This window comes from Brevundimonas sp. FV2ps16 (genome assembly GCF_058681075.1).
Map to the genome: position 1 here is coordinate 2,216,924 of NZ_CM178728.1, position 22,817 is coordinate 2,239,740.

General features: G+C 66.7%; 20 protein-coding genes and 2 tRNA genes. 19 read left to right on the forward strand and 3 right to left on the reverse strand.

Translation table 11 applies throughout. The annotated features are described in order from the left end of the window. Positions 1 to 2 precede the first annotated feature (2 nt). From infA to ACW170_RS10785, 10 genes are all read left to right on the forward strand, one after another. Positions 3 to 221, forward strand: a complete 219-nt coding sequence (gene infA, locus ACW170_RS10740; RefSeq protein WP_008261544.1) for a translation initiation factor IF-1 — start codon at positions 3 to 5, stop codon at positions 219 to 221. 12 nt (positions 222 to 233) lie between these two features. Then, positions 234 to 809 (forward strand): Maf family protein, encoded by a 576-nt coding sequence (locus tag ACW170_RS10745; RefSeq protein ID WP_492086677.1) that lies wholly within the window; start codon positions 234 to 236, stop codon positions 807 to 809. Further along, complete coding sequence (locus ACW170_RS10750; protein ID WP_492086678.1) at positions 806 to 1,846, forward strand: ribonuclease E/G; 1,041 nt, start codon at positions 806 to 808, stop codon at positions 1,844 to 1,846. The genes ACW170_RS10745 and ACW170_RS10750 overlap by 4 nt, the downstream gene beginning before the upstream one ends. Continuing rightward, positions 1,843 to 2,007 (forward strand): DNA gyrase inhibitor YacG, encoded by a 165-nt coding sequence (locus ACW170_RS10755; protein ID WP_492028026.1) that lies wholly within the window; start codon positions 1,843 to 1,845, stop codon positions 2,005 to 2,007. Before ACW170_RS10750 ends, ACW170_RS10755 begins: the two co-directional genes overlap by 4 nt. Positions 2,008 to 2,070: 63 nt before the next feature. Then, positions 2,071 to 2,146: transfer RNA gene (locus ACW170_RS10760), tRNA-Phe, on the forward strand. Positions 2,147 to 2,692: 546 nt separating this feature from the next. Beyond that, positions 2,693 to 3,580: a tonB-system energizer ExbB gene (exbB, locus tag ACW170_RS10765; RefSeq protein ID WP_492086679.1), complete on the forward strand. Its 888-nt coding sequence runs from the start codon at positions 2,693 to 2,695 to the stop codon at positions 3,578 to 3,580. Positions 3,581 to 3,585: 5 nt separating this feature from the next. Next, positions 3,586 to 4,020, forward strand: a complete 435-nt coding sequence (locus ACW170_RS10770; RefSeq protein WP_492086680.1) for a biopolymer transporter ExbD — start codon at positions 3,586 to 3,588, stop codon at positions 4,018 to 4,020. 14 nt (positions 4,021 to 4,034) lie between these two features. Beyond that, positions 4,035 to 4,751 carry an energy transducer TonB gene (locus ACW170_RS10775; protein WP_492086681.1) on the forward strand — a complete coding sequence of 239 codons (717 nt, stop codon included), beginning with the start codon at positions 4,035 to 4,037 and terminating at the stop codon, positions 4,749 to 4,751. Positions 4,752 to 4,881: 130 nt separating this feature from the next. Then, a tRNA-His gene (locus ACW170_RS10780) sits at positions 4,882 to 4,958 on the forward strand. Positions 4,959 to 5,056: 98 nt separating this feature from the next. Then, complete coding sequence (locus tag ACW170_RS10785) at positions 5,057 to 6,043, forward strand: aldo/keto reductase (RefSeq protein ID WP_492086682.1); 987 nt, start codon at positions 5,057 to 5,059, stop codon at positions 6,041 to 6,043. A 76-nt stretch (positions 6,044 to 6,119) separates the two neighbouring features. Here the strand turns inward: ACW170_RS10785 and ACW170_RS10790 are convergent, their stop codons facing one another. Next, positions 6,120 to 6,542 carry a DUF2147 domain-containing protein gene (locus tag ACW170_RS10790; RefSeq protein WP_492086683.1) on the reverse strand — a complete coding sequence of 141 codons (423 nt, stop codon included), beginning with the start codon at positions 6,540 to 6,542 and terminating at the stop codon, positions 6,120 to 6,122. A gap of 334 nt (positions 6,543 to 6,876) precedes the next feature. Between ACW170_RS10790 and adhP the strand changes: the two genes are divergently transcribed. Next, a complete protein-coding gene (gene adhP / locus ACW170_RS10795) occupies positions 6,877 to 7,905 on the forward strand; it encodes an alcohol dehydrogenase AdhP (RefSeq protein ID WP_271166456.1) in 1,029 nt (342 codons plus the stop codon). Between the two features lie 191 nt (positions 7,906 to 8,096). Here adhP and ACW170_RS10800 read toward each other — a convergent pair whose 3' ends face one another. Further along, entirely contained in the window at positions 8,097 to 9,332 is a 1,236-nt protein-coding gene (locus ACW170_RS10800; RefSeq protein ID WP_492086684.1) for an acyltransferase family protein, read from the reverse strand. Between the two features lie 152 nt (positions 9,333 to 9,484). On the opposite strand from ACW170_RS10800, the gene ACW170_RS10805 reads away from it, so the two are divergent. After that, complete coding sequence (locus tag ACW170_RS10805) at positions 9,485 to 10,285, forward strand: LytTR family DNA-binding domain-containing protein (protein ID WP_492086685.1); 801 nt, start codon at positions 9,485 to 9,487, stop codon at positions 10,283 to 10,285. Here ACW170_RS10805 and ligA read toward each other — a convergent pair. Then, positions 10,282 to 12,612, reverse strand: a complete 2,331-nt coding sequence (gene ligA, locus ACW170_RS10810; RefSeq protein ID WP_492086686.1) for an NAD-dependent DNA ligase LigA — start codon at positions 12,610 to 12,612, stop codon at positions 10,282 to 10,284. The two genes, ACW170_RS10805 and ligA, sit on opposite strands and share 4 nt — an antisense overlap. A gap of 75 nt (positions 12,613 to 12,687) precedes the next feature. Here ligA and ACW170_RS10815 point away from each other — a divergent pair, with 75 nt between their 5' ends. The 7 genes from ACW170_RS10815 to gspD all read left to right on the forward strand — a co-directional run bounded on the left by ACW170_RS10815 (position 12,688) and on the right by gspD (position 22,814). Next, entirely contained in the window at positions 12,688 to 13,647 is a 960-nt protein-coding gene (locus tag ACW170_RS10815; protein ID WP_492086687.1) for a M28 family peptidase, read from the forward strand. Next, entirely contained in the window at positions 13,647 to 14,171 is a 525-nt protein-coding gene (locus tag ACW170_RS10820; RefSeq protein ID WP_492086688.1) for a hypothetical protein, read from the forward strand. The genes ACW170_RS10815 and ACW170_RS10820 overlap by 1 nt, the downstream gene beginning before the upstream one ends. A 310-nt stretch (positions 14,172 to 14,481) precedes the next feature. Next, the gene (locus ACW170_RS10825) at positions 14,482 to 15,144 is read left to right on the forward strand and encodes a sugar transferase (RefSeq protein WP_492086689.1); all 663 of its coding nucleotides are present in this window, start codon (positions 14,482 to 14,484) and stop codon (positions 15,142 to 15,144) included. 232 nt (positions 15,145 to 15,376) lie between these two features. Then, complete coding sequence (locus ACW170_RS10830; protein WP_492086690.1) at positions 15,377 to 16,888, forward strand: beta-helix domain-containing protein; 1,512 nt, start codon at positions 15,377 to 15,379, stop codon at positions 16,886 to 16,888. Positions 16,889 to 16,963: 75 nt separating this feature from the next. Further along, entirely contained in the window at positions 16,964 to 19,609 is a 2,646-nt protein-coding gene (locus tag ACW170_RS10835) for a TonB-dependent receptor domain-containing protein (protein ID WP_492086691.1), read from the forward strand. A gap of 194 nt (positions 19,610 to 19,803) precedes the next feature. After that, positions 19,804 to 20,661, forward strand: a complete 858-nt coding sequence (locus ACW170_RS10840; protein WP_492086692.1) for a type II secretion system protein N — start codon at positions 19,804 to 19,806, stop codon at positions 20,659 to 20,661. After that, positions 20,658 to 22,814 (forward strand): type II secretion system secretin GspD, encoded by a 2,157-nt coding sequence (gene gspD / locus ACW170_RS10845; protein ID WP_492086693.1) that lies wholly within the window; start codon positions 20,658 to 20,660, stop codon positions 22,812 to 22,814. The genes ACW170_RS10840 and gspD overlap by 4 nt, the downstream gene beginning before the upstream one ends. Positions 22,815 to 22,817: the final 3 nt, after the last annotated feature.

Below are 22,817 nucleotides of genomic sequence, written 5' to 3' on the forward strand. Positions count from 1 at the left end.
GCATGGCTAAGGAAGAACTGCTCGAGTTTCCCGGCACCGTCAGCGAACTGCTGCCGAACGCCACCTTCCGCGTGACGCTTGAGAACGACCACGAGATCATCGCCCACACGGCGGGCAAGATGCGCAAGAACCGTATCCGCGTGCTGGCCGGCGACAAGGTCCTGGTGGAAATGACCCCCTACGACCTGACCAAGGGTCGCATCACCTATCGCTTCAAGTAAGGGACGGCTCGTATGAGCCGGCTTGAGCTGGTGCTGGCCTCGGCCAGCCCGCGCCGCATCGAATTGCTGGCGCAGGTCGGGATCAAGCCCGACCATATCGACCCCGCCGACATTGACGAGGCGCCGCTGAAGGGCGAGACGCCCACGCGTCTCGCCGAACGCCTGGCGACCTCAAAGGCCCAGGCTGTTGCGGCTCGGCGTCCGGATGCGGTGGTGATCGCCGCCGACACGGTCGTTGCGGTGGGGCGGCGATTCCTCGAGAAGGCCGCAGACGAGGCGGAGGCGACCCGTTTCCTGAAACTGCTGTCCGGGCGCAATCACCGGGTCTTCACTGGCGTGGCGGTGGTGCGCGACGGCAAGCTGTCTTCGCGAGTCAACGAGACGCGCGTGACCTTCAAACCTCTGTCGGACCATGAGATCGCCGCCTATGTCGCCACGGGCGACTGGCGCGGCAAGGCCGGCGGTTACGGTATTCAAGGCCCGGCCGGGGCCTTCATCCAGCGAATCGTCGGCAGCCATCCGTCGGTGATGGGGTTGCCGCTCTACGAGGCGGTTCAGTTACTGCACGGCGTCGGCTGGCGGGCATGAGCGGCGAAATCGAGGTTTTCCTCGACGAAGCGCCGGGCGAGACCCGCGGCGCGGTGATGCGCGACGGCCGCTATACCCACCTGCTGATCCATCGTGACAGCGATCCGGCCCAGCATCGTCTGGGGGCCCGATCCGTCGGTCGGGTGACCGAGATCAATCCGGGCCTGCGCGGCGCCTTCGTCGATCTCGGCTCCGGCGTTCCGGCCTTTCTGCCTTTTCATCGTAATGAGCGCCTGACCCAGGGCGAACGGCTTGAGGCGGCGGTCGTCGCGGAGCCGCGCGCCGGCAAGGGGGCGGTTCTGCGTCGCCTCGGGCCGGGGGAGGGGGCACCCCGGTTGCTGGAGGCGGCGCCGAGCATCGCCGCCCAGCTGAGGGACCTCGCCGGCGGCGGGGGCTTGACCACAGGTCTCGCCGCTATCGATGCGGTGACGGAGGCGGAGGAAGAGGCGCTGGCGGCCAGTCATGTTTTCACCTCCCACGGAATCGACCTCGCCATACAACGCACCCGCGCCCTGATCGCCGTCGACATCGATCACACGGCGGGGACAGGGCGTGATCCGAAACAGGCGCGTGCGGCTGCGAATCGCCAGGGGCTGAACCAGGCCGCACGTCTGATCGGCCTGCGGAACTGGGGTGGTCTGATCGTCATCGATTTGGTCGGCGACGCCGAAGACGCAGCGGCCGGGGACAAGGCGGCCCGCGCGGCCTTCGCCCATGAACCCCAGGCCGTGTTCGGCCCCATCAGCCGGTTCGGTCTGTTGCAGATGTCGCTGCCGTGGCGGCGGACGCCGATCGAAGAGCTTCTGTTCGAGGGCGGCAGTAGGCGTTCGGTCCAGACCGAGGTCCTGGCCCTGGCGCGTGCGCTGCGCCGGCGACTGTTGTCCGACACGCGGTCTCCACGCGTCGTCGCGCGCTGTGCGCTGGATGAGGCGGCCCTTCTGGCCCCTCTGGCCGCCCGAATGGGCCCGCGCGCCTTGGTGCGGGCTGACGCCGACGTGCGGCGCGGGTGCGGTCGTATCGAAGGACCTGATCGATGAGCACCTGTCCCATCTGCCGCAAGGCCGAGCCCGATCCCAAATACAAGCCCTTCTGCTCGCGGCGCTGTTCCGAGGTCGACCTCCAACGTTGGTTCACCGGCGCCTACGCCATTCCGGCCGCCCTGGACGAAGGCGCCGAAGATGATGGCGAAAAGGACTGAAACGACGCTGGACAGGCCGAAAAGCCTCGCCTATAGACCCGCCTCTCGCGACGCCGCGTCGGCGCCTGGATAGCTCAGCTGGTAGAGCAGCGGATTGAAAATCCGCGTGTCGGTGGTTCGAACCCGCCTCCAGGCACCATCTTTTATTTGGCCGCGAATAACGCTTCAGCCTTCCGTTTGCGCGCAGACCCTGCGCAGGTCGCTGCCTGCGTCATGGCGCCGCGATGGGCGCGAGGGGACGGATGACCCGAGAACTCCCTTCGCTGAAGTAAAAAACTGCGTGGGATGGCGCTTTCGAACAAGCTTGCGCCAACTGCTTCAAATTCATCACGGAAATGTCGCGTTTCGGCGACGGGAAGCCCGGGGGCGGCAAGATCTGACTGATCTTCGTGCCTTAGGGGAAAACCCGCTCTTGTCCCTTGACGCTCCGGTAAGGGTTCGTCAAAGGGGTTGCGACGCTCTCCCATAAAGGCGTCAGACGGATTCTCAGGAGGCGCGTTCTCCAACGGTTCGAACATCGGAGGCGGTACGGGCGACCGGACACGTCTCCACTCAAGAATTCAGCGACCGATTGATCCCGATGGGACATTGGGCGTTGAAGGAAACATTTCAGGTTGGGGGGCGGCCCTTTGACACGGCCGCACCTTTGGTTCCACGAGTCAGACCAAGCAGGAACTGGCGAATTATGCTGAACAGCAAAAAGACGAACATCATTCTCGCCATGGCCGGCGTCGCCGTGCTGATGGCGAGCTCGCCGGTTCTGGCCCAGGCCCCGGCCGAGCCGACCCCGGCGGCCGCACCTGCGGCGGCCCCCACGGCGATGGCTCCGGCCGCCGACGCGGCGAACCCCGAAAGCGTGAACGAGGCCGTCGGCGGCGGTCACGGCGGCGACATCACGCCGATCTCCATGTTCATGGAAGCGACCATCATCGTTAAGGTCGTCATGATCGGCCTGCTGTTGGCGTCGATCCTCTCCTGGACCCTGCTGCTCATCAAACTGTTCGAGTTCGGCGCTCTGAACCGCAAGACCGACAACTTCCTCGAAACCTTCCGCGGCGCCCGCACCATCGCGGACATGCGCGCTGTTTCGACCCAGGAAGAGTTCGACGGCAACCCGCTGGCTGACATGGCCGCTGCGGCGACCGAAGAAGTCGAGATGTCGCGTCAGGCCGGTCTGTCCGTCACGGGCGATCACCTTGACTCGGCCCTGGGCCGCGCTGCCGCCGCCGTCACCGCCGTTCAATCCGGTCTGGCCCTGCGCCTGTCGGGTGGTCAGCAGTTCCTTGCTTCGGTCGGTTCGATCGGTCCGTTCGTCGGTCTGTTCGGGACGGTTTACGGCATCATGAACTCCTTCATCGGCATCGCCCAATCCAACACGACCAACCTGGCCGTCGTTGCTCCGGGTATCGCTGAAGCCCTGCTGGCGACCGGTATCGGCCTGTTCGCCGCTATCCCGGCCGTTGTCTTCTATAACTACTTCAACACCCGCATCGCCGCCTACGGCACCCGTGCCGACGGCTTCGCCGCCGAGCTGCTGAACGGCATCTCGCGTCAGCTCGACAAGGGGGCGTAAGACGGATGGCCGCCAAGATCAAATCGGGCGGCGGCGGCAACAAAGTCGAGGCCAACAGCGATATCAACGTCACGCCTTTCGTTGATATCATGCTGGTCTTGCTGATCATCTTCATGGTTGCGGCTCCGCTCGCCTCCGTGTCGGTGCCGGTAGAGTTGCCGATCGCCGTCGCCAAGGCGGCCCCGAACCCGCCCAAGCCGGTCTATATTTCGATCCAGAACGACGGCGACGTCTTCGTGGGCGATTTCCAGACCGACGTCGGCTCCCTGGGCGACGATCTGCTGAAGCAGATCGGCGCCCGGAACCCGGCGGATGAGCGGATCTTCATTCGGGGCGACCAAAACACCCGCTACGGCGACTTCATGCAGGTCATGAACGCCTTGCAGGATAACGGCTTCTACAGCGTTGCACTGGTCGGCGAAGACCAGGCGACGAGCTAGAGTGCGGAGATAGTATGACAGACGTCGCATATCATCGCAGTCGTTACGACGTACCGAAGAAGAAGGGCTTCATGGGGGTCTCATACCCCGTGCTGATCGCCTGCCTTGTGGTCGTTACGCTCCTGTTCGCCCTGCTGATCTTCTTCCTTCAGCAGTCGAAGTTCAAACTGAAGGAGTTCAACTACGTCGACGAGTCCGTCGAGGTCGAGTTGGTCGAGCCGGTTCCGCCGCCTCCGCCGCCGCCGCCCCCGCCGCCTCCACCGACGGATACGCCGCCGCCGCCGAAGCTTCAGGTGCGCGTCCCGGCCCCGATCCCGAACGTTGTGCCTCCGCCGCCGGTGAACATCACGCCGACGCCGAAGGAAGAGCGCGTCGAGTACAAGGGGCCGCCGGTGAACATCCCCGGACCGCCGCCGCCTCCGGCTCCGCCGGCGCCGCCGCGTCCCCCGGTGATCTCGAACCCGCGCATCACGCGCCAACCTGACCTGGCCCGGTTCTACCCGGACCGCGCTCTGGAGCGTGAACAGTCGGGCCGCACCGTCCTGGAGTGCCAGGTCGAAACGAACGGCTCGCTGACCAACTGTTCGGTGGTGAGTGAATCGCCGTCGGGCGCTGGCTTCGGCCAAGCCGCTCTGCGCGCGGTGCGGACCATGCGGATCGAGCCCGCCATGCGCGACGGTCAACCTGTCGTTGGGCGTGCGACCATCCCGATCAATTGGCGTCTCGGCTAAGTCGCGACATCGGTGAAAGACGAGGCCCCGACGGGAAACCGTTGGGGCCTTTTTCTTTGTCGCGTGCACGTCAGAAATCATTTGATCGAAGGACGCAGGGCCGGTAGAGAACGCCCCTCGCGATGCGCGGGCCGCCTTAGCTCAGTTGGTTAGAGCGCCGGTTTGTGGAACCGGAGGTCCTCAGTTCAAGCCTGAGAGGCGGTACCATCGTTTGACGCGGCCGAGCTTGCGGCCCGCCGCTTCGACGACCATCTGTAGCTCCGTCGGCGTCGTCGCCGATCCCCCACATCGACAGGAGAGCGCAGATGAAGACGCGCAAGCTGGGTCCGAACGGTCCCGAAGTCTCGGCCATTGGCCTGGGCTGTATGGGCATGAGCGCCTTTTACGGCGGCGGCGACGACGCCCAGTCCATATCCGTTATCCACCGCGCGCTCGATCTGGGGATCACCCTGTTCGACACCGCCGAGATGTACGGCCCTCATACCAACGAGGTTCTGGTCGGTGAGGCGCTGAAGGATCGGCGCGAGCAGGCCTTCATCGCCACCAAGTTCGGCATCAACTACAACGCCGACCGCTCCAAGCTGCTGGTCGACGGCAGCCCGGCCAATGTGCGCCGCGCCATTGAAGGCAGCCTCCAGCGCCTCGGTGTCGATCACGTCGACTTCTACTATCTCCACCGCGTCGATCCCGACACGCCGATCGAGGAGACGGTAGGGGCGATGGCCGATCTGGTTCATGAGGGAAAGGTCCGGTTCCTGGGCCTGTCCGAGGCTGCGCCCGAGACCCTGCGCAAGGCCCATGCGACCCATCCGATCACGGCGCTTCAGACCGAGTATTCGCTATGGACGCGGGATCCGGAAGATGAGCTGTTCAAGGTCACGCGGGAACTGGGCATAGGCTTTGTGCCTTACAGCCCCCTGGGGCGGGGCTTCCTGTCGGGAGACATCAAGTCAGTCGATGATCTGGCCGCCGACGACTTCCGCCGCACCAATCCGCGCTTCATGGGTGAGAATTTCCAGAAGAACCTGGATCTGGTCGAGGCGGTGAAAGCCATCGCCGCCGACAAGGGCGTCACCGCCGCCCAACTGGCCCTGGCCTGGGTATTGGCCCAGGGCGAGGATTTGGTTCCGATCCCCGGCACGCGCCGTATCGCCACGCTGGAGCAGAACGCCGCCGCCGCGGACATCGTCCTGATGCCGGAAGATCTCGCGCGCATCGACGCCGTCTTCCCCAAGGGGGCGGCCGTCGGGCATCGGTACGCCGAGGCGGCGCGCGCGGCGCTGAACCGCTGAGGCCGGGCCAAACCCAGGCATGAAAAGGCCCGGCCGGATCGCTCCGGCCGGGCCTTCATCTCGTCTGAAAGGCGGATTACTGGACGCGGGTCCAGGTCTGGGTCTTGCACAGGGGGGCTACGACGCAACCGCGCAGGTTCAGGCTGTTGTCGTTGGTCATGGTGATGGTGCCGCGATAGGTGCGGCCGTCCGCCGGGTTATAGACCGACCCGTTGCGCCACTCGGTCGGACCGCCGGTGAAGCCGGTCAGCATGGGCAGGTTGCGCAGCGTGCGGCTGCGCAGGGCAGTATCGCGGTTCTCCGTGTCGCGAACATTGGCGTCGGCCCGGATGGCGTTCGAGGTGATCAGGGTCCCGCACAGAGCCTGGCCGCAACGGGCGATGCGCACCTGGCCGCCGTTGGTCGGGGTCTGCCAGAGGCCGGTCGGATCGGCCGCCAGGGCGGGAGAGGCGAGGGCGGTCGCCAGGGCGGCGGCGGCGAGCATCATCTTGGTCTTCATGGTCGTTCCCTTTGCTCGGACCGGTTTTCCGGCCCGTTGAGAGGCAGGGTGATCCGGGTTTCGGTTCAAAACAAGGCTTAAGCGATCACCTTATCGCAATGAAAACCGGACCTTAGGGAAGGTTTGTTGTGGCTTGCCGGCCCGAGGTGCGCGCGGGGCGATGACAGGGGCGCCGGTTGGAGCTTCTTCTGATCTGCATCAAGGATGGCCGGTCCCGGATCGGTCATTCTGTCATCGCTCTCTGATCCGTCTGTCCGGAGAGCATCTCCCAGGCGGGCGGGCCGGTGTCCTGCTTCCGGTCCGCCTGTTCCCCCAAAATCGACGAGGATGTTCCATGCCCAGAACCATGAAGGCCGCTGTCGTGCGCGCGTTCGGTCAGCCGCTGACCATCGAAGAAGTCGCAGTTCCCGAACCGGGTCCGGGCCAGATCCAGGTCAAGATCGAGGCCTCGGGCGTCTGTCACACCGATCTGCACGCCGCCGAGGGCGACTGGCCGGTCAAGCCGAACCCGCCCTTCATTCCGGGCCACGAGGGCGTCGGCTATGTCTCGGCGGTGGGAGCGGGGGTCACCCTGGTCAAGGAGGGCGACCGGGTCGGGGTGCCGTGGCTGTACTCGGCCTGCGGCCACTGCAAACACTGCCTGGGCGGCTGGGAGACCCTGTGTCACGATCAGCAGAACACCGGCTATTCGGTCAACGGCGGGTTTGCGGAATACGCCATCGCCGACCCCAACTACGTCGGCCATCTGCCGGCCAATGTCAGCTTCACCGACATCGCCCCGATCCTGTGCGCCGGGGTGACGGTCTACAAGGGGCTGAAGATGACGGACACCAAGCCGGGCGACTGGGTGGTCATCTCAGGCATCGGCGGCCTGGGCCATGTGGCGGTCCAGTACGCCAAGGCCATGGGGCTGAACGTCGCCGCCGTGGACGTGGACGACGCCAAGCTAGATCTGGCGCGACGGCTGGGCGCGACCGTGACGGTCAACGCCAAGACGTCCAACGACCCCGCCGCCGACATCAAGGCCCAGACCGACGGCGGCGCCCAGGGCGTGCTGGTCACGGCCGTCTCGCCCAAGGCCTTCGAACAGGCGGTCAACATGACGTCGCGGGGCGCGACCGTGGCCCTGAACGGCCTGCCGCCTGGTGACTTCCCTCTGTCGATCTTCGACATGGTTCTGAACGGCACCACGGTGCGCGGCTCCATCGTCGGCACCCGTCTGGACCTTCAGGAGGCGCTTCAGTTCGCCGCCGACGAGAAGGTCAAGGCCACGGTCTCGGTCGAGCCGTTGGAGAACATCAACAGCATCTTCCAGCGGATGCGCGACGGCCAGATTGAGGGCCGGATCGTCATGACGATCTGAAATAGACGGAATCCACTCCAAAAAAATGGAGTCCATTTTCGTCTATTCTCGACGCCCAAGGCGGTGCATCAGGGATGTCCAATCGCGATGTCAAAGACCTGGCCGAGATTGTAAGGCCGTTTGCTAACGTGCTGGGTTGGCGGCTTGAATCATTTTCAAGCCGCTGATCCGACGGCGGTTTTGCTGCGGAATTAGGCGCGCTGGGCGGTCCCAGCCCTCTTCGGCTTCACCCCCAGCAACAGACCCAGCCATCCGATCCGGCGCGCGATCTCGTAGGCGAGGAGGCAGCCCAGGGCAGTGATCAGGATCAGCAGGCCGGCCTCCACGCCCAACGGCAGGTGGAGCGTGGCCAGATTATAGGCCGCCACGACCGTCACGGTCTGGTGGACGATATAGAAGGGGAAGACGCCCACCGAGAGATAGCGCAGGACCGGGCCGCCCCGGTTCAGCCATCGTGCGCCGAAGCCCAGGATGGCGGCGATGAAGCCCGCCTGGTCAAGCGCGTAGACGATCCGCATCGCCTGCCTGAGCGGCTCGGCTGGATTGACGTCGCCGCGGTACGTCCAGGCATAGGTCGCCCAGGCCGCCCAACTGCACAGGGCGATGATCAGAGCCGGCCAACGCAGCCGCATCAGCGTCTGACGCGCCGCCTCGGACCGGGCGATCAGATAGCCGAATAGGAAGGCGCCGAAGCTGAGGGCGTGGTTGTACCAGTCGTCGGTCAGGGCGTGGGTGATCTCGAACCGCGGCGCCAGGAACCAGCGGATCAGGATCAGATACAGGACCGGCCAGACCATCAGCCCCCATCCCCGAAAGACCCGATCCCCCGCCGCCTGAAGAGCGCGCCGGACGGCCGGAAAGGCGATCATCGCCGCCAGCAGCAGGCTGTAGGGCAGCAGATAGGCGATGAACCACAGGTGGTTCCACGTCGGCGTGGTCAGACAGCCGTCTGCGTCGCACCAGTGGCCGGTCGAGGTGGCGTACCGCACCCAGAAGTTCTCGAGCACCGGCGCGTGGGCGGGGTCGGCGATCCCCAGGCCCTTGGCCGCTTCGACGATCTCGTAATAGCTCTGGGGCGGCACAATCACGAACATGCCGAACAGCAACGGCGGCAGCAGGCGCAGGGTGCGCGATCCGGCCAGCGCCCATCCGCCTTGCCCGCGCGCCTCGAACCCGTCCGCCAGGAACCGGGTTGCACAGCCCGAGACCAGAAACAACAGGGTCAGCCGCCACGGGCCCGTCATCATCATGATCGGCTCGAGCGCCTCGATCTGACGCGGACTCTTCACGTGCCAGTCCCAGGGCACATAGAACATGCCGACGTGATAGAGGATCAGCAGCATGAAGGCGCCGACACGGATCCAGTCCAGATCGTATCGTCGGCCCGACATCGCGGACGATGACACGAGCGGGGGCGGAACAGACATGCGAGAACTCCATGGCGAATGATGCAGGCCCCGTCGTCGCGGAACGACGGGCGGGTCGGCAATCGTCCGGGGCCGTGCGGTCGCCTGGCGGGGACGGCGCCGGGGTCGTCGGGACGAACGGCGCGCGTGTCGTGACGAGTGGATGGGCGGCTATGGCGCGACGCCTGAACGGTCGCGACCTGTGGCGGTGCGCCCTGGCGGTGCTGGCCTTTTCGCTCATCAACACGCCGGTCAACATCCTGACCGCTCAGGCGGACAATCCGGATGTCGCCGCCTGGAAGCCCATGGTCTGGGAAGTGTCGAGCACCCTCACCCTGATGGCGGTGATCTGGATTCCCTGGCTGGCCGCCAGTCTGGCGCCGCCGGACGAGGCGGCGGGCGAGGGATGGCGGCCCAAGGCGCGGTTCGCTGTGATCCATCTGACGGCGCTTCTGACCTTTTCGGCCCTGCACGTCGGCGGTTTCGTGGCGCTGAGGAAGCTGGGCTATGTCGTCATGAACGCGGGCGTCTATCAGTTCGGCGACCGGTTCCCCTATGAGCTGCGCAAGGACCTGGTGACCTATGTGCTGCTGGTCGGTGGCTTCCTGCTGACGGCCTATCTCCGGCGGCGGCGCGATGAACCGGTGCGGCCGGTCAGTTTCGACATCCGCGACGGCGCCCGCATCATCCGCGCGCCCCTGGCCGACATCCTGGCCGTCAGTTCGGCGGGGAACTATGTCGAGTTCCTGCTGGCGGACGGGCGGCGTCCGCTGATGCGCGCGACCCTGGCGGCGGTCGAGGCCGAACTATCGCGGTTCGGCTTTGTGCGCGTCCATCGCTCGTGGCTGGTCAATGCAGAGCGCGTCACTGGTCTGCAACCCGACGGCTCCGGCGACTGGACCGTGGAACTGGGGGCGGTCAATGCACCCCTGTCACGCCGCTATCCCGCCGCCCTGGCGACGCTGCGCGGCTAGCCGATCAGGGCCAGCCACTCGTCCTCGGTTAAAACCTGAACCCCGTGTTTCTCGGCGTCCTTCAGCTTGGAGCCGGCGCCGGGGCCGGCGACGAGGTAGTCGGTCTTTTTGGAGACGGAGCCCGAGACCTTGGCGCCCAGGCTTTCGGCGCGGGCCTTGGCTTCGTCGCGGGTGAAGCGTTCCAGGGCGCCGGTGAAGACGACGGTCTTGCCCGCGACCGGGGTGTCGGATTTGGGCCGTTCGGCGTCGAGGATCTGGGTCAGTTCGGCCTCGAGCGCGGCGACGACCTGAAGATTGTGCGGCTCGTGGAAGAAGTGGGCCAGGGCCAGGGCGGCGACGGGGCCGACGCCGGTGACGCCGGCGATCTGGTTCAGGATTTCGGACGGGCCTTCTTCACGCGCCACGCGGGCCAGTTCGAACAGGCCGGACCAGTCGTTGGTCATCGTGGCCAGAGACCGGCGGGCCGGGGCGGCCATGCCGGGGAAGGCTTGGCTGATCTTCATGTCCATCGTCGCCTCGGGCCAGGGATCGGCGGCGGGGGGCGTGGCCTCGGCCATCAGGGTCAGGACGCGGGGCGATATGGCGTGGGCGGCGGCCAGGGCGGTCCAGGCGTCGGACGGCACGCCTGATGCTGCCTGGAGACAGGCGGCCTTCAGCGCGGGCCAGCTCTCGAAGGCGCGGGCCAGGACGATGGAGGTCTGTTCGCCGATATCGCGGATGCCCAGGCCGAACAGGAAGCGGTCCAGCGAGATGACGCGGCGGGCGTCGATGCCGGCGACCAGGTTGCGGATACTGGTCTCGCCATAGCCGTCTTCGCGTTCCAACTCCTTCAGCCGCGCCTCGTCGCGGGCCAGGCGGAAGATGTCGGCGGGCTCTTTGATCCAGCCGCGTGCATTGAAAGCGACCAGTTGTTTCTCGCCCAGGCCCTCGATGTCGAAGGCGCGGCGGCCGACGAAATGTTTGAGCCGTTCGACGATCTGGGCGTCGCAGATCAGGCCGCCGGTGCAGCGGCGCTTGACCTCGTCGCCTTCGCGCACCGCTTCCGAGCCGCAGACCGGGCATTTGTCCGGGAAGACATAGGGGACGGCGTCGGCGGGACGCAGGTCCTGGACCACGCTCAGGATCTGGGGGATGACGTCGCCGGCGCGTTGCAGACGAACGGTGTCGCCGATGCGGACGTCCAGACGTTCGATCTCGTCTTCATTGTGCAGGGTGGCGTTGCGGACCACGACACCGCCGACCGTGACCGGATGCAGGCGCGCGACGGGGGTCAGGGAGCCGGTGCGGCCGACCTGGATGTCGATGCCTTCCAGCACTGTGGTCGCCTGTTGGGCGGGGAATTTGTGGGCGATGGCCCAGCGGGGGCTGCGGGCCACGAAGCCCAGGCGGCGCTGCCAGTCGATGCGGTCGACCTTGTAGACCACGCCGTCGATGTCATAGCCCAGGGTCGCGCGGTCGCGTTCCAGCTCGCGATAGACGGCGATCAGGCCTTCCGCGCCCTCGACCCGGCGCGAGCGGGCGTTGACGGGGAAGCCCCAGGTCTTGAGCTTTTCAAGGGCCTCCCACTGGGTCTCGGCGAAGTCGGTGGAGTGTTCGCCCCAGGCGTAGGCGAAGAAGTTCAGCGGGCGTTTGCCCGTGATCCGGGCGTCCTTCTGGCGCAGGGAGCCGGCGGCGAAATTGCGGGGGTTGGCGTAGGTGCGGCGGCCCTCGGCTTCGGCTGCGGCGTTGAAGGCGGCGAAGGCGTCGTTGGGGGCGTAGACCTCGCCCCGGATCTCGATCCGGTCGGGCCAGTCGACGCCGGCTAAAGTCTGTTTCACATCGGCGATGGTGTTCAGATTGGCGGTGACGTCCTCGCCCGCACGCCCGTCGCCGCGGGTGGCGCCGATGGTCAGCCGACCGTCGACATAGAGGAGGTTGGCCGACAGGCCGTCGATCTTGGGCTCGGCGACGAAGGCGATGGGTTCGTCGGCGGGCAGTTTCAGGAAACGGGCGATGCGGGCCACGAAATCGCGCACCTCGCCCTCGTCGAAGGCGTTGTCCAGCGACAGCATGGGCACGCCGTGGCGCACCTCGGCGAACTGGCTGGAGGCGACGGCGCCGACCTTGTTCGACGGGGAGTCGGGGCGGACCAGGTCGGGGAAGGCGGTCTCGATCGCCAGATTGCGGGCGCGCAGGGCGTCGTAGTCGGCGTCGGAAATCTCGGGCGTCGCCTCGTTATAGAGGGCGTCGTGGCGGGCCATTTCGGCGGCCAGCCAGGCCAGTTCCTCGGCCGCGGTGTCGGCGGTCAGGTTTTCGACGGGCGGGAAGGAGGGAATCGCGCTGGACATGTCGTCGTCTCATTACCACGGGCTGACGCCGGACGATCCGCGCGCTAGGCTGAATCGTCATTTACGGAGTCGTCCATGTCGCCTGCCGCCGTCCGATCCCTTCTGCTCGGCGGATGCGCCGCCCTGGCCCTGAGCGGGTGTGTTGAGCCGATCAGTCCGCCGCCGCCCGCCCCGGTTCCCGCCGTCCAATACGCCCAACTGCTGGACGACGTGCGGATCCTGTCGGCGGACGACATGGAGGGGCGGGGAACCGGCACGCCGGGCGGGGAGCGGGCGCGGGCCTATGTCGTCGCGCGGCTTGAGGCGCTGGGCGTCGCGCCCGCGCCCTTCGGGCGGCTGCAGCCGTTCGAGGGGACGGGGCCTTCGCCGCAGGGCCCGGTCACCTATCGCGGGGTCAATGTGCTGGGCCTGATCCCCGGAACCCGTGTGGGCGACCGCTATATCGTGGTCAGCGCCCACTATGATCACGTCGGCATGCACGACGGCCAGATCTACAACGGCGCCGACGACAACGCCTCGGGTGTCGCCACGATGCTGGAGTTGGCCAAACGGCTGAAGGCCCAGGCGCCGGAGCACAGCGTGCTGCTGGTCGCCTTCGACGGGGAGGAGCGGGGACTGCTGGGCGCGCGCGAGTTCGTCAAGGCGCCGCCGGTGCCCCTGTCGTCCATCGCCCTGAATCTGAACTTCGACATGACGGCGCGGGCCGAGACCGACGGCCATCTGTGGGTCACGGGCACCTATCAGCACCCGAACCTGCGCCCGATCCTGGAGCCGCTGGCGCCGGTCGGCCCGGTCAGCTTCGCCTTCGGCAAGGATACGCCGCAGGACGAGGGGGAGAACAACTGGGTCTCAGCGTCCGATCACGGCGCCTTCCACGACAAGGGTGTGCCCTTCCTCTATATGGGCGTCGACTATCACCCCGATTATCACCGCCCGACCGACGACTTCGAGCGGATCAAGCCCGAGGTCTTCACCTCGGCGACGGAACTGGCCATCGCCGGATTCCGGGCTCTGGACCGGTCGCTGGATCGGTGATGCGGCGTCTTGTCCCTCCTCTTCTGATCGGCCCCCTTCTGATCGGCGTGGCGGCCCTGGCCGGCTGCGAGCGGCGTGAGGCGCGGCCCCAGGCGCCGGCGTCAGCACCCGAGCGAGAGGCCGATTTCCGCCATCGGCTGGAGGGGGACGTCTCCGGCGACTATCGGCCTGTGGCTGAGACGGGAGAGGCCTGGCGGATCGAAAGCCTGTTCATCGGCCAGGCGTCGGCGTTCGAGGCGTGGGAGGGCGGACGGCGCGAGGCGTCGCCGTTGATCCTGACCCTGGCCGGGCCGGACGGCGCCATCAGGTTCACGCCGCGCGCCTATTCGGTGACCGACGAGCGTCTGACCCTGGTCGCCGTCGCGCCGGGCGGACGGGAGGCGAGGCTGGAGGCTCGGATCGACCCCGGCGCCCTGGCCACTGCGCGTCGCAATCTGGGCGACCGGACAGCGGTTATCAGCGGAACGGTGACCGTGGAGGGGCGGAGCCTGCCGGTCAGCCTGGGTTGGTGGAACGGCGACTGATCAGGCGAAGGCTCGGGCCAGCAGCCATCCCAGCACCGCCACCAAAATCCAGAGCAGGGCGCCCAGCCCGATCATGACGACAACCGAGCGACGGCCTGACCAGCGGGGCTCCGCCGGCGGGGGCTCGACGAGCCGGAGCGAGGGGCGACGTGGAGGTTTGGGGTCATTAGAGGGCACGATGCAACCTATGATAGGCTGTGCGCGTAGGTCAACCGACTGATGATCCTGCAACCCAAGATAAATTCGATCCCTCCCGGGTTGCCATTTACACAACCTTAAGAAATATTCCTGTCTCCGGGGAGGGGCGGGCATGACGACCGTTGAGGCTGCGCTGCGCAGCATAGGCGCGGAGGGACAGGTCTCGGGAAGGTCCGGTCGCGGCGTCAGGACCCTTATCCGTCTGATGGATGTATTGGCGGCGTCGGCGGCCCTGCTGTTCTTCCTGCCGAGCTTGCTTTTGATCGCTTTGGCGGTGCGGACGCAGGACGGCGGGCCGGCCCTGTTCCGCCAGCAGAGGATCGGTCGCGATGGCCGTCCGTTCGCGTGTCTGAAATTCCGGTCCATGACCCCGGACGCGGAGGCGCGGCTGCCCCAGTTGGCGGATGGAGAATGGGCGGAGCGCCGCAAGTTTAGGCGCGACCCGCGCGTGACGCCGCTGGGGCGGGTCCTGCGCCTGTCGAGCCTGGATGAGCTGCCGCAACTGATCAATGTGCTGGTCGGGGACATGTCCCTGGTCGGGCCGAGGCCCATCGTAGCGGATGAGGCGCCGCTTTATGGCCGTCGTTTCGCCGCCTATTGCACAGTGCGGCCTGGGTTGACGGGCCTGTGGCAGGTGTCGGGGCGCAACGATGTATCATATCCGCGGCGGGTGGCCATGGATATGTGGCTGGTTCGCAACCTGACGATAGGGACCTATCTGGCGCTGATCCTACGCACCGTGCCGGCCGTGCTGGGGCGAGAAGGCGTCTACTGATTGGGCGCGAAAGTGATTTGGTGACGGACCAAATATTGCAAAATAGATGCGAATTGGCCGTAAAACCTCCGCCGAACCTTCATCTCAGGGCGCATGCGCCGTCACATGGCCTGACTATGACTGAAGTTGGGCAGGAGGGACGAACACGTCATCGCGGCCGGGCATGAGCTCGACCGTCCCCTGTCATAGCTCTTTGACCAGACACGGTGGACTGACGATGACCGGCCTTCAGATGAAAACCCTTCTCGTGACGGCGGTCAGCGCCCTCGCGCTCGCCGCTTGCGGCTCCGCCGAAGTGGCCTCTCCCGGCGAAGGTGATTTCGGCAACGGTACGCCGACCACCCCGACCACCCCGACGACGCCCACCCCCGGCACCCCCGCCGCCGACTGCCCGACGGGCCTGACCAACACCGGCACCATCGCCAACGGCACTCTGCGGGTCTGCCAGCTGCCGCAGCAGGTTCTGGGCAATCTGACCCTGTCGGTTCGCGCCGGCACCATCTACGCGATCAGCGGCCGCACCGAAGTCGGCACCGACCGCGGCGTCGATCCGGCCTCGACCACGGGCACGCAGGGCATCCTGACGATCGATCCGGGCGTGAAGGTCTTCGCCTCGAACGGCGGCGACTATCTTCTGGTCAACCGCGGTTCGCAGATCTTTGCCGAAGGCACCGCCACCAACCCCGTCATCTTCACCAGCCGCCAAGACGTTGAAGGCACGACCACGCCGACCTCGCAAGGTCAGTGGGGCGGCATCGTGATCGCGGGCCGCGCGCCTGCGGCCAACTGCCAACTGACCGCGCCGGTCACCTGCACCGGTCAGGTTGAGGGCACCAACGCCTTCTTCGGCGGCAACACTCCGGCCGATAACTCTGGCCGCCTGCGCTACATCCAGATCAAATATTCCGGCTTCGAAATCGCGACGGGCAACGAGCTTCAGGCCCTGACCCTGGCCGGTGTCGGTTCGGGCACGACTCTGGACCACATCCAGTCGTACAACAGCTCGGACGACGGCATCGAAATCTTCGGCGGCAACGCCAATCTGAAGCATATCGTCATCAACGGCGCCGACGACGATGGTCTGGACACCGACACCGGCTGGCGCGGCGGCGCCCAGTTCGGCATCGTGACCCAGCGCGCCCCGAACTCGACCAGCCGTTCGGCCGGCTTCGAGTTCTCGTCCGCTCCGACCGCGACGCCTTACGCCTCGCGCTACCTGTCGCAGCCCCGGATCGCGAACTGGACCCTGGTCGGCCGTAACTCGCCCACCGACGCCCACACGGTCATGCACTTCGACACCGGCACCAACCCGAACCTGATTAATATCGTCGCCACCTCGACGGCGGGCTCGGTCGCCGGCTGCTTCGACATCGCCGACGGCGACACCCAGACCAGCTTCGACAGCGGTTCGACGCCTTCGCTGCGCTCGATCTTCATGTCCTGCTCGATCTCTTATCGTCCGGCCAACGTCGCCCGCTCGACGGCGGTGTTCACCAATGCCCGCAATACCAATGTCACGGCGTTGGGGACCTCGACCTTGACCGCTCCGGCCTCGGGTACGTCGATCACCAACCAGAACCTGGCCTTCATCAACGGCGCGAACGAAAACGCCGTGACGCCGGTCAACGCGAACTCGGTCTACCCGTTCTTCACCAGCACCACCTACATCGGCGCCGTGCAGAACGCCTCCGACACCTGGTGGCAGGGCTGGACCTGCGGCCTGACCGCCGGCTCGACCTGCTGACGATGACAGCGCCGGCGGCGACCCTGAGGTCGCCGCCGGTTCTTCGCGTTTCCTGACCCCTTCAAGGCGCAGACCATGAATAGACTTACTCTGACCCTGAGCGGGGTCCTTCTCGCCACCAGTGCGCTGATCGCGCCCGGCCTGGCGTTCGCCCAAACCGCATCACCGACGGCCCAGACCCCGGCCGAACAGGTCGAGGAACAGGCTGCCGACGTCGGCGAGATCGTCGTCCTGGGCCGCTATATTCCCGAACCCAACCGCGAGAGCTCCGAAGTCGCGGCCTTCCTGACGTCCGAGGATCTGGAGCGCACCGGCGACAGCAACGCCGCCGCCGCCCTGACCCGCGTCACCGGCCTGTCGATCGTCGAAGGCCGCTTCATCTATGTCCGCGGTCTGGGCGAGCGCTATTCGTCAGCCCTGCTGAACGGTTCGCCCCTGCCCAGCCCCGAGCCGCTGCAGCGGGTCGTGCCCCTGGACCTGTTCCCCTCCAGCATTCTGGACGGCGTGACGGTTCAGAAGACCTATTCGCCCAACTTCCCCGGAGAGTTCGGCGGCGGCGTCATCGACCTGCACACCATCGACGCGCCCAACCAGCCCTTCTTCAACATGAAGCTGTCGCTGGGCGGCAACACCGAATCCACCGGCCAGGAAAACCTGATCTATTACGGATCGCGCACCGACTTTACCGGGTTTGACGACGACACCCGCGAAGTGCCCGGCGCCATCGCCATCGCCTTCAATCAGGGCAAGCAGATCAACAGCGCCAACTTCACCGCAGACCAGCTCCAGACCATGGGGCAGTCGCTGGTGAATGCGCCCCTGCGCCTGCTGCAACGTGAAAAGACGCCGATCGACGGCGGTGTGGAACTTGCTGGCGGCTTCTCGCAGGACACGGGCTTCGGCACCCTGGGCCTGATCGCTGTCGCCGGATACGACAACAGCTGGCGCGCGCGTAGCGGCGTCCAGGAAGAGGGCCAGTTCCAGGGCGAAGTCCTGGTGCCGGTTTCGACCTATGCTGTGGACTCGAACCAGAACGACATCCGCCTGAACTTCCTCGGCGGCCTGTCGCTGTCGAACGCCGACCACGAGGTCAAGTGGACCAACCTCTATGTCCGCAACACGACCAAGGAAGCCCGCTCGGTCGCCGGTCCGGATTTCGACGCCGGCGGCAGCGTGATCCGCAACGACTATACCGAATGGTTCGTGCGCCAGCTTTGGAGCAGCCAACTGGCCGGCGAACATCAGTTCATGGACGGGGCGCTGGAGATCGACTGGCGCGCCGCCTACGCCAAGACCTCGCGGGACGCGCCCTATGAATCGCGCTTCCAGTACGGCGTCAACGCGGACGGCGACTATATCCACAACGTCCAGGGCAATCTGATCTCGTTCAGCGAACTGGACGACGACATCGTCTCGGGCGGCGTGGACGTGGCCTACACCCTGCCGCTGTCCTCGGCGCGCGAAGCCATCATCAGCGCCGGCGTCGCCACCCTCGACAACAACCGCGAAGCCAGCCGCCACGACCTGCAGTTCGAAGCGGTCAACGGCCTGACGGATAGTCAGCGCATGTCGCGCATCGACTATCTGTTCTCGGACTACAACATCAATCCGACCACGCTGCAGCTTCGCGAAATCGCCGGCAACAACGGCGCCAGCGCCTATGACGCCGAGCTGCAGGTCAACGCAGCCTACGCCATGGTCGATGCGGAAATCATCCCGCTGGTCCGCACCACGGTGGGCGTCCGCTTCGAGGATGGTCAGCAGAGCGTCACGCCGCGCGACGTGTTCGGCGGAACCTCGACCTACGCGGCCACCGAGATCGAGGAGCAATATTGGCTGCCCTCGCTGACGGCGACCTGGAACTTTGCCGAGGATCAGCAGCTGCGCTTCGGCGTGTCGCAGACGATCGGCCGCCCGCAGTTCCGCGAACTGGCGCCCCAGGCCTATACCGACCCGGAAAGCGACCGCATCTTCATCGGCAACCCCTATCTGGTGGACACCGAGCTGCTGAACCTGGATGCGCGGTACGAATGGTACTTCGCTCGCCAGCAGTTCATCACCGCCGGCGTCTTCTACAAGGACATGGACAAGCCGGTTGAATCCGTCATCGTCGAAGTGGGCAACCAGCGCCAGCAGTCGTATCTGAACGCGCCCAAGGCGACCATCATGGGCGCCGAGGTCGAGGTGAAGAAATATTTCGACTTCCCCGACCAGCCCATGTCCTTCATCGCCAACAAGCGCTGGCTGGTGCAGGCCAACTACACCTACTCGGACTCCGAGGTTAAGGTCGGCGACGGCGACACCGTCCTGACCCTGGGTGGCGCGGGCACGCCGGAACAGGCCTCCTTCTTCATCCAGGACGGCAGCCGTCTGCAAGGCCAGTCGGACCATGTCGCCAACCTGCAACTGGGTTGGGAAGACGATACGGCCCGCTCGCAGGCGACGATCATCGTCAACTATGTCAGCGACCGGATCACCGCCCGCGGCGCCGGCACCGGCGCGAGCCGCGAGCCGGACTTCATCCAGGAACCGGGCGTCTTCCTCGACTTCGTCTATCGCAAGGACTTCACGGTCATGGCCCGCGACATGGGCTTCGCCCTGGAACTGCGGAACCTGCTGGGCACCGAGTTCGACGAATACCAGGAGCTGGGCAACAAGATCCGGGTCAACAACTACGACCTGGGCCAGAGCGCCTCAGTCAGCCTGACCGCCCGCTTCTGATTTCAAGAACAGGCGACGCGTTTGCGACCGGGAGGCTTTCGGCCTCCCGGTCGTTTTCGTTTCTGAAACGATCCGTACGGGTTGTGACTGTCACGATATGTTCTTCGTGTCTTCACACATCGGTGCGGCCCGCATACGGACGATTAGTCTAGATCGCGCCATGGCCGTGTGGGGGCCGGAACAGGCATGGCGTCGTGATCGCGGCTTTCCGTAGTTTTAACGTCTCCTCGGCGACCGACCGTCTGCGGCGTTTGCCGCTGCGCCGCCTCGTTGAGGGCGTGCTTATTCTGTTGCTGCTGGTTCAGGCCGGGCGGCTGGTCTGGCTGTTCGCCGCACCGACGCCGAAGCCCGCCGCCGAAGCCGCCCATTCGCCCCCCGCCGTCGATCTGAGCATCCTGTCGCGTTTTGACGCCTTCTTCCGCACAGGCGGGCAGGGGGGCCTGGCCGGCGCCTCGGGCGCGGACGCCAGCCAGATGCGGCTGTTCGGCGTTCGCTCCGGCGGCGTCGGCGGCGGGTCGGCCATCATCGGTCTGGCCGACGGACGCCAGATCTCGGTCGGCGTGGGCGAGGAGGTCGAGCCCGGCCTGGTGCTGCAGAGCGTCGGGCCGGACTTCGTGACCCTGGCCCGGGGCCAGTCCGTCAGCCGTCTTGAGTTTTCCGAGGCCCCGGCCGGCGCGGCCGGGCCGCCGCCGCCGCCCGCCGCGCCCCAGGTCCTAGGTCCGCCCCCCGCCCCGGCCCCGGCCCCGGCCCCGGCGTCTGGCCAGGCTGCCGTCGTCGATCCCCAAAGGCTGATGGCCCAGGCCTCGCTGCGGCCGCGAATACAGGGGCTGAGCGTCAACGGCTTCACCGTCTCCTCGGCCGGGAATGCGTCGGAACTGCGCAGCGCGGGGCTTCAATCAGGCGACGTCATCCTGTCCGTCAACGGCGTGGCGCTGAACAGCCCCCAGGCCATCGGCGCCCTGCGCGGTCAGCTGGCCAGCGCCCCGTCCGCCGAAATCCAATATGAGCGCGCGGGCGAGACGCGCACCACCACCATAAGGACGCGTCCATGACCGCCTCTCTGCGCACTCGCCTGAAGCGTTCCGGCGTCGGCGCCCTCGCCGCCGTCCTGGCCCTGCAGGCGCCGTTGGCCGCCGCGCCCGTCATGGCGCAGGAGGCGCGCCAGACGCTGAACGTCCAGGGCGCCGACATCCGCGCCTTCATCCAGGACGTGGCCCGCACCACCGGCCGCACCTTCATCGTCGATCCGGCCGTGACCGGGACGGTGACGGTGACCAGCGACCGGCCGCTGGGCCGCGCCCAGCTGTTCGAAGTCTTCCTGTCGACGCTGCGGGCCAACGGCCTGGTGGTCACCCCGACCCAATCCGGCGCCTATCGCATCAGTCCGGCTCAGGGCGCGGCCCAGGGGCCGTCCACCGTCGGCGCCGAACGGTTCTCGACCGAGGTCTTCCAGCTGCGCAACATCGACGCGGCGTCCGCCGCCGAGACCATCCGGCCCCTGGTCGGGGCCCAGGGCCAGGTTTTGGCCAATCCCGGCGCCAACAGCGTGGTGGTGGCCGACTTCTCCGACAATCTGGCCCGTATCCGCTCGTTGATCGGCCGGATCGACGTGGACCGGTCCAGCTATGAGGTGGTGGCGCTGGAGAACGCCTCGGCGCGCGAGATCGCGGGCGTGCTGCAGCAGGTGATGGCCGCGCCGGGCGGCGGCGGGCAGGGGATGGTCACGGTCACGGCGGTCGAGAGCTCGAACTCCATCGTCCTGCGCGGCGACGGTCAGGCCCTGGCGCGGGTGCGCGGCCTGATCCACGACCTGGACGGCCGGTCGCGCGCCAGCCAGGACGTCAATGTCGTCTTCCTGGAGCACGCCAACGCCGAGCAACTGCTGCCGGTGCTGCAACAGGTGGTCGGCCAGCCGGTCACGGCCTCGACCAGCACGAGCCAGGGCTTGCGCACCGCCCCGACCGGTTCCACGACCGGCGCGTCCAGCGGCCTGTCTCGCACCGCCGCCAGCCTCGGGGGCGCAGAGGCCAGCGCCGGCGCCATCGGCTCATCCACCGTCACCGCCACCGGCCAGCGCGCCACCATCGCCCGCTTCCCCGGGGCCAACGCCCTGGTCATCGCCGGCCCCGCCGATATGCAGAGGACCCTGGCCGACGTGATCCGGCGTTTGGACGTCCGCCGCCAGCAGGTGCTGATCGAGGCCATCGTGGTCGAGCTGAGCGACAACGCCGTGCGCGAACTGGGCGTCCAGTGGCTGTATGGCGGCGAGAACGGCGTCGGCCTGACCAACTATACCGACAACGCCACCCCGCTGGTGAACGTCGCCGGCGGCGCCTATGCGGGGCAGCTGGACGAGGACGATCCGCTGCGCGAACAGCTGCAGACCCTGGCCCTGAACAGTCTGGTCGGCGCCAACGGCTTCGTGGGCGGCGGCGGGTTCGAGGTCGGCGACGGCCTGTTCGGCTTCATCATCAATGCGGCCAAGACCGACAAGGGCTCCAACCTGCTCCAGACCCCGTCGATCATGACGCTGGACAACGAAGAGGCCACCTTCCTGGTGGGCCAGGAGGTGCCGATCACCACGGGCCAGACCCTGCTGGACGGCAATTCCAACCCCTTCACCACGACCGACCGAAAGGACATCGGCGTGCGGCTGACGGTCAAGCCGCAGATCAACGCCGGCGGCTCCATCACCCTGACGCTGCGCCAGGAGGTCTCGGCCATCAACGGCGGGTTGAGCAGCAGTTCAACCGACCTGGTGCTGGACAAGCGCGAGCTGCAGACGACACTGGTGGTCGATGACGGCGACATCGCTGTGGCCGGCGGGCTGCTGGACCAGAACGATATTATTCAGACCGACAAGATCCCCGGCCTGGGCGACCTGCCGGGGGTCGGCGCTCTGTTCCGCTCGAACAGCCGCCAACGGGGGCGGACCAATCTGATGGTCTTCCTGCGGCCCACCATCGTCCGCACGCGCGAAGAGGCTCAAGGCCTGGCCGCCGACCGCTGGGGCTATATGCGCGATCAGCAGCAGGCGGTGCAGCCGGATCGCGAGCCCAGCCTCGACGCCCTGGTGCGGGACTATATGCGGACCCAGGCTCCGGCCGCCCCGGCGACGGGCCAGCCGATGGTGATCGCGCCGACCGGCGTGACGGCGCCCGTGGCCCCGGTCGAGGCTGCGCCGCTGCCGCCTGCTGGGAACTGATCC

Coding starts and splice junctions, on each gene's coding strand:
- infA (WP_008261544.1), top strand. CDS start 3: ATGGCTAAGGAAGAACTGCTCGAGTTTCCCGGCACCGTCAGCGAACTG.
- ACW170_RS10745 (WP_492086677.1), top strand. CDS start 234: ATGAGCCGGCTTGAGCTGGTGCTGGCCTCGGCCAGCCCGCGCCGCATC.
- ACW170_RS10750 (WP_492086678.1), top strand. CDS start 806: ATGAGCGGCGAAATCGAGGTTTTCCTCGACGAAGCGCCGGGCGAGACC.
- ACW170_RS10755 (WP_492028026.1), top strand. CDS start 1,843: ATGAGCACCTGTCCCATCTGCCGCAAGGCCGAGCCCGATCCCAAATAC.
- exbB (WP_492086679.1), top strand. CDS start 2,693: ATGCTGAACAGCAAAAAGACGAACATCATTCTCGCCATGGCCGGCGTC.
- ACW170_RS10770 (WP_492086680.1), top strand. CDS start 3,586: ATGGCCGCCAAGATCAAATCGGGCGGCGGCGGCAACAAAGTCGAGGCC.
- ACW170_RS10775 (WP_492086681.1), top strand. CDS start 4,035: ATGACAGACGTCGCATATCATCGCAGTCGTTACGACGTACCGAAGAAG.
- ACW170_RS10785 (WP_492086682.1), top strand. CDS start 5,057: ATGAAGACGCGCAAGCTGGGTCCGAACGGTCCCGAAGTCTCGGCCATT.
- ACW170_RS10790 (WP_492086683.1), bottom strand. CDS start 6,542: ATGAAGACCAAGATGATGCTCGCCGCCGCCGCCCTGGCGACCGCCCTC.
- adhP (WP_271166456.1), top strand. CDS start 6,877: ATGCCCAGAACCATGAAGGCCGCTGTCGTGCGCGCGTTCGGTCAGCCG.
- ACW170_RS10800 (WP_492086684.1), bottom strand. CDS start 9,332: ATGTCTGTTCCGCCCCCGCTCGTGTCATCGTCCGCGATGTCGGGCCGA.
- ACW170_RS10805 (WP_492086685.1), top strand. CDS start 9,485: ATGGCGCGACGCCTGAACGGTCGCGACCTGTGGCGGTGCGCCCTGGCG.
- ligA (WP_492086686.1), bottom strand. CDS start 12,612: ATGTCCAGCGCGATTCCCTCCTTCCCGCCCGTCGAAAACCTGACCGCC.
- ACW170_RS10815 (WP_492086687.1), top strand. CDS start 12,688: ATGTCGCCTGCCGCCGTCCGATCCCTTCTGCTCGGCGGATGCGCCGCC.
- ACW170_RS10820 (WP_492086688.1), top strand. CDS start 13,647: ATGCGGCGTCTTGTCCCTCCTCTTCTGATCGGCCCCCTTCTGATCGGC.
- ACW170_RS10825 (WP_492086689.1), top strand. CDS start 14,482: ATGACGACCGTTGAGGCTGCGCTGCGCAGCATAGGCGCGGAGGGACAG.
- ACW170_RS10830 (WP_492086690.1), top strand. CDS start 15,377: ATGAAAACCCTTCTCGTGACGGCGGTCAGCGCCCTCGCGCTCGCCGCT.
- ACW170_RS10835 (WP_492086691.1), top strand. CDS start 16,964: ATGAATAGACTTACTCTGACCCTGAGCGGGGTCCTTCTCGCCACCAGT.
- gspD (WP_492086693.1), top strand. CDS start 20,658: ATGACCGCCTCTCTGCGCACTCGCCTGAAGCGTTCCGGCGTCGGCGCC.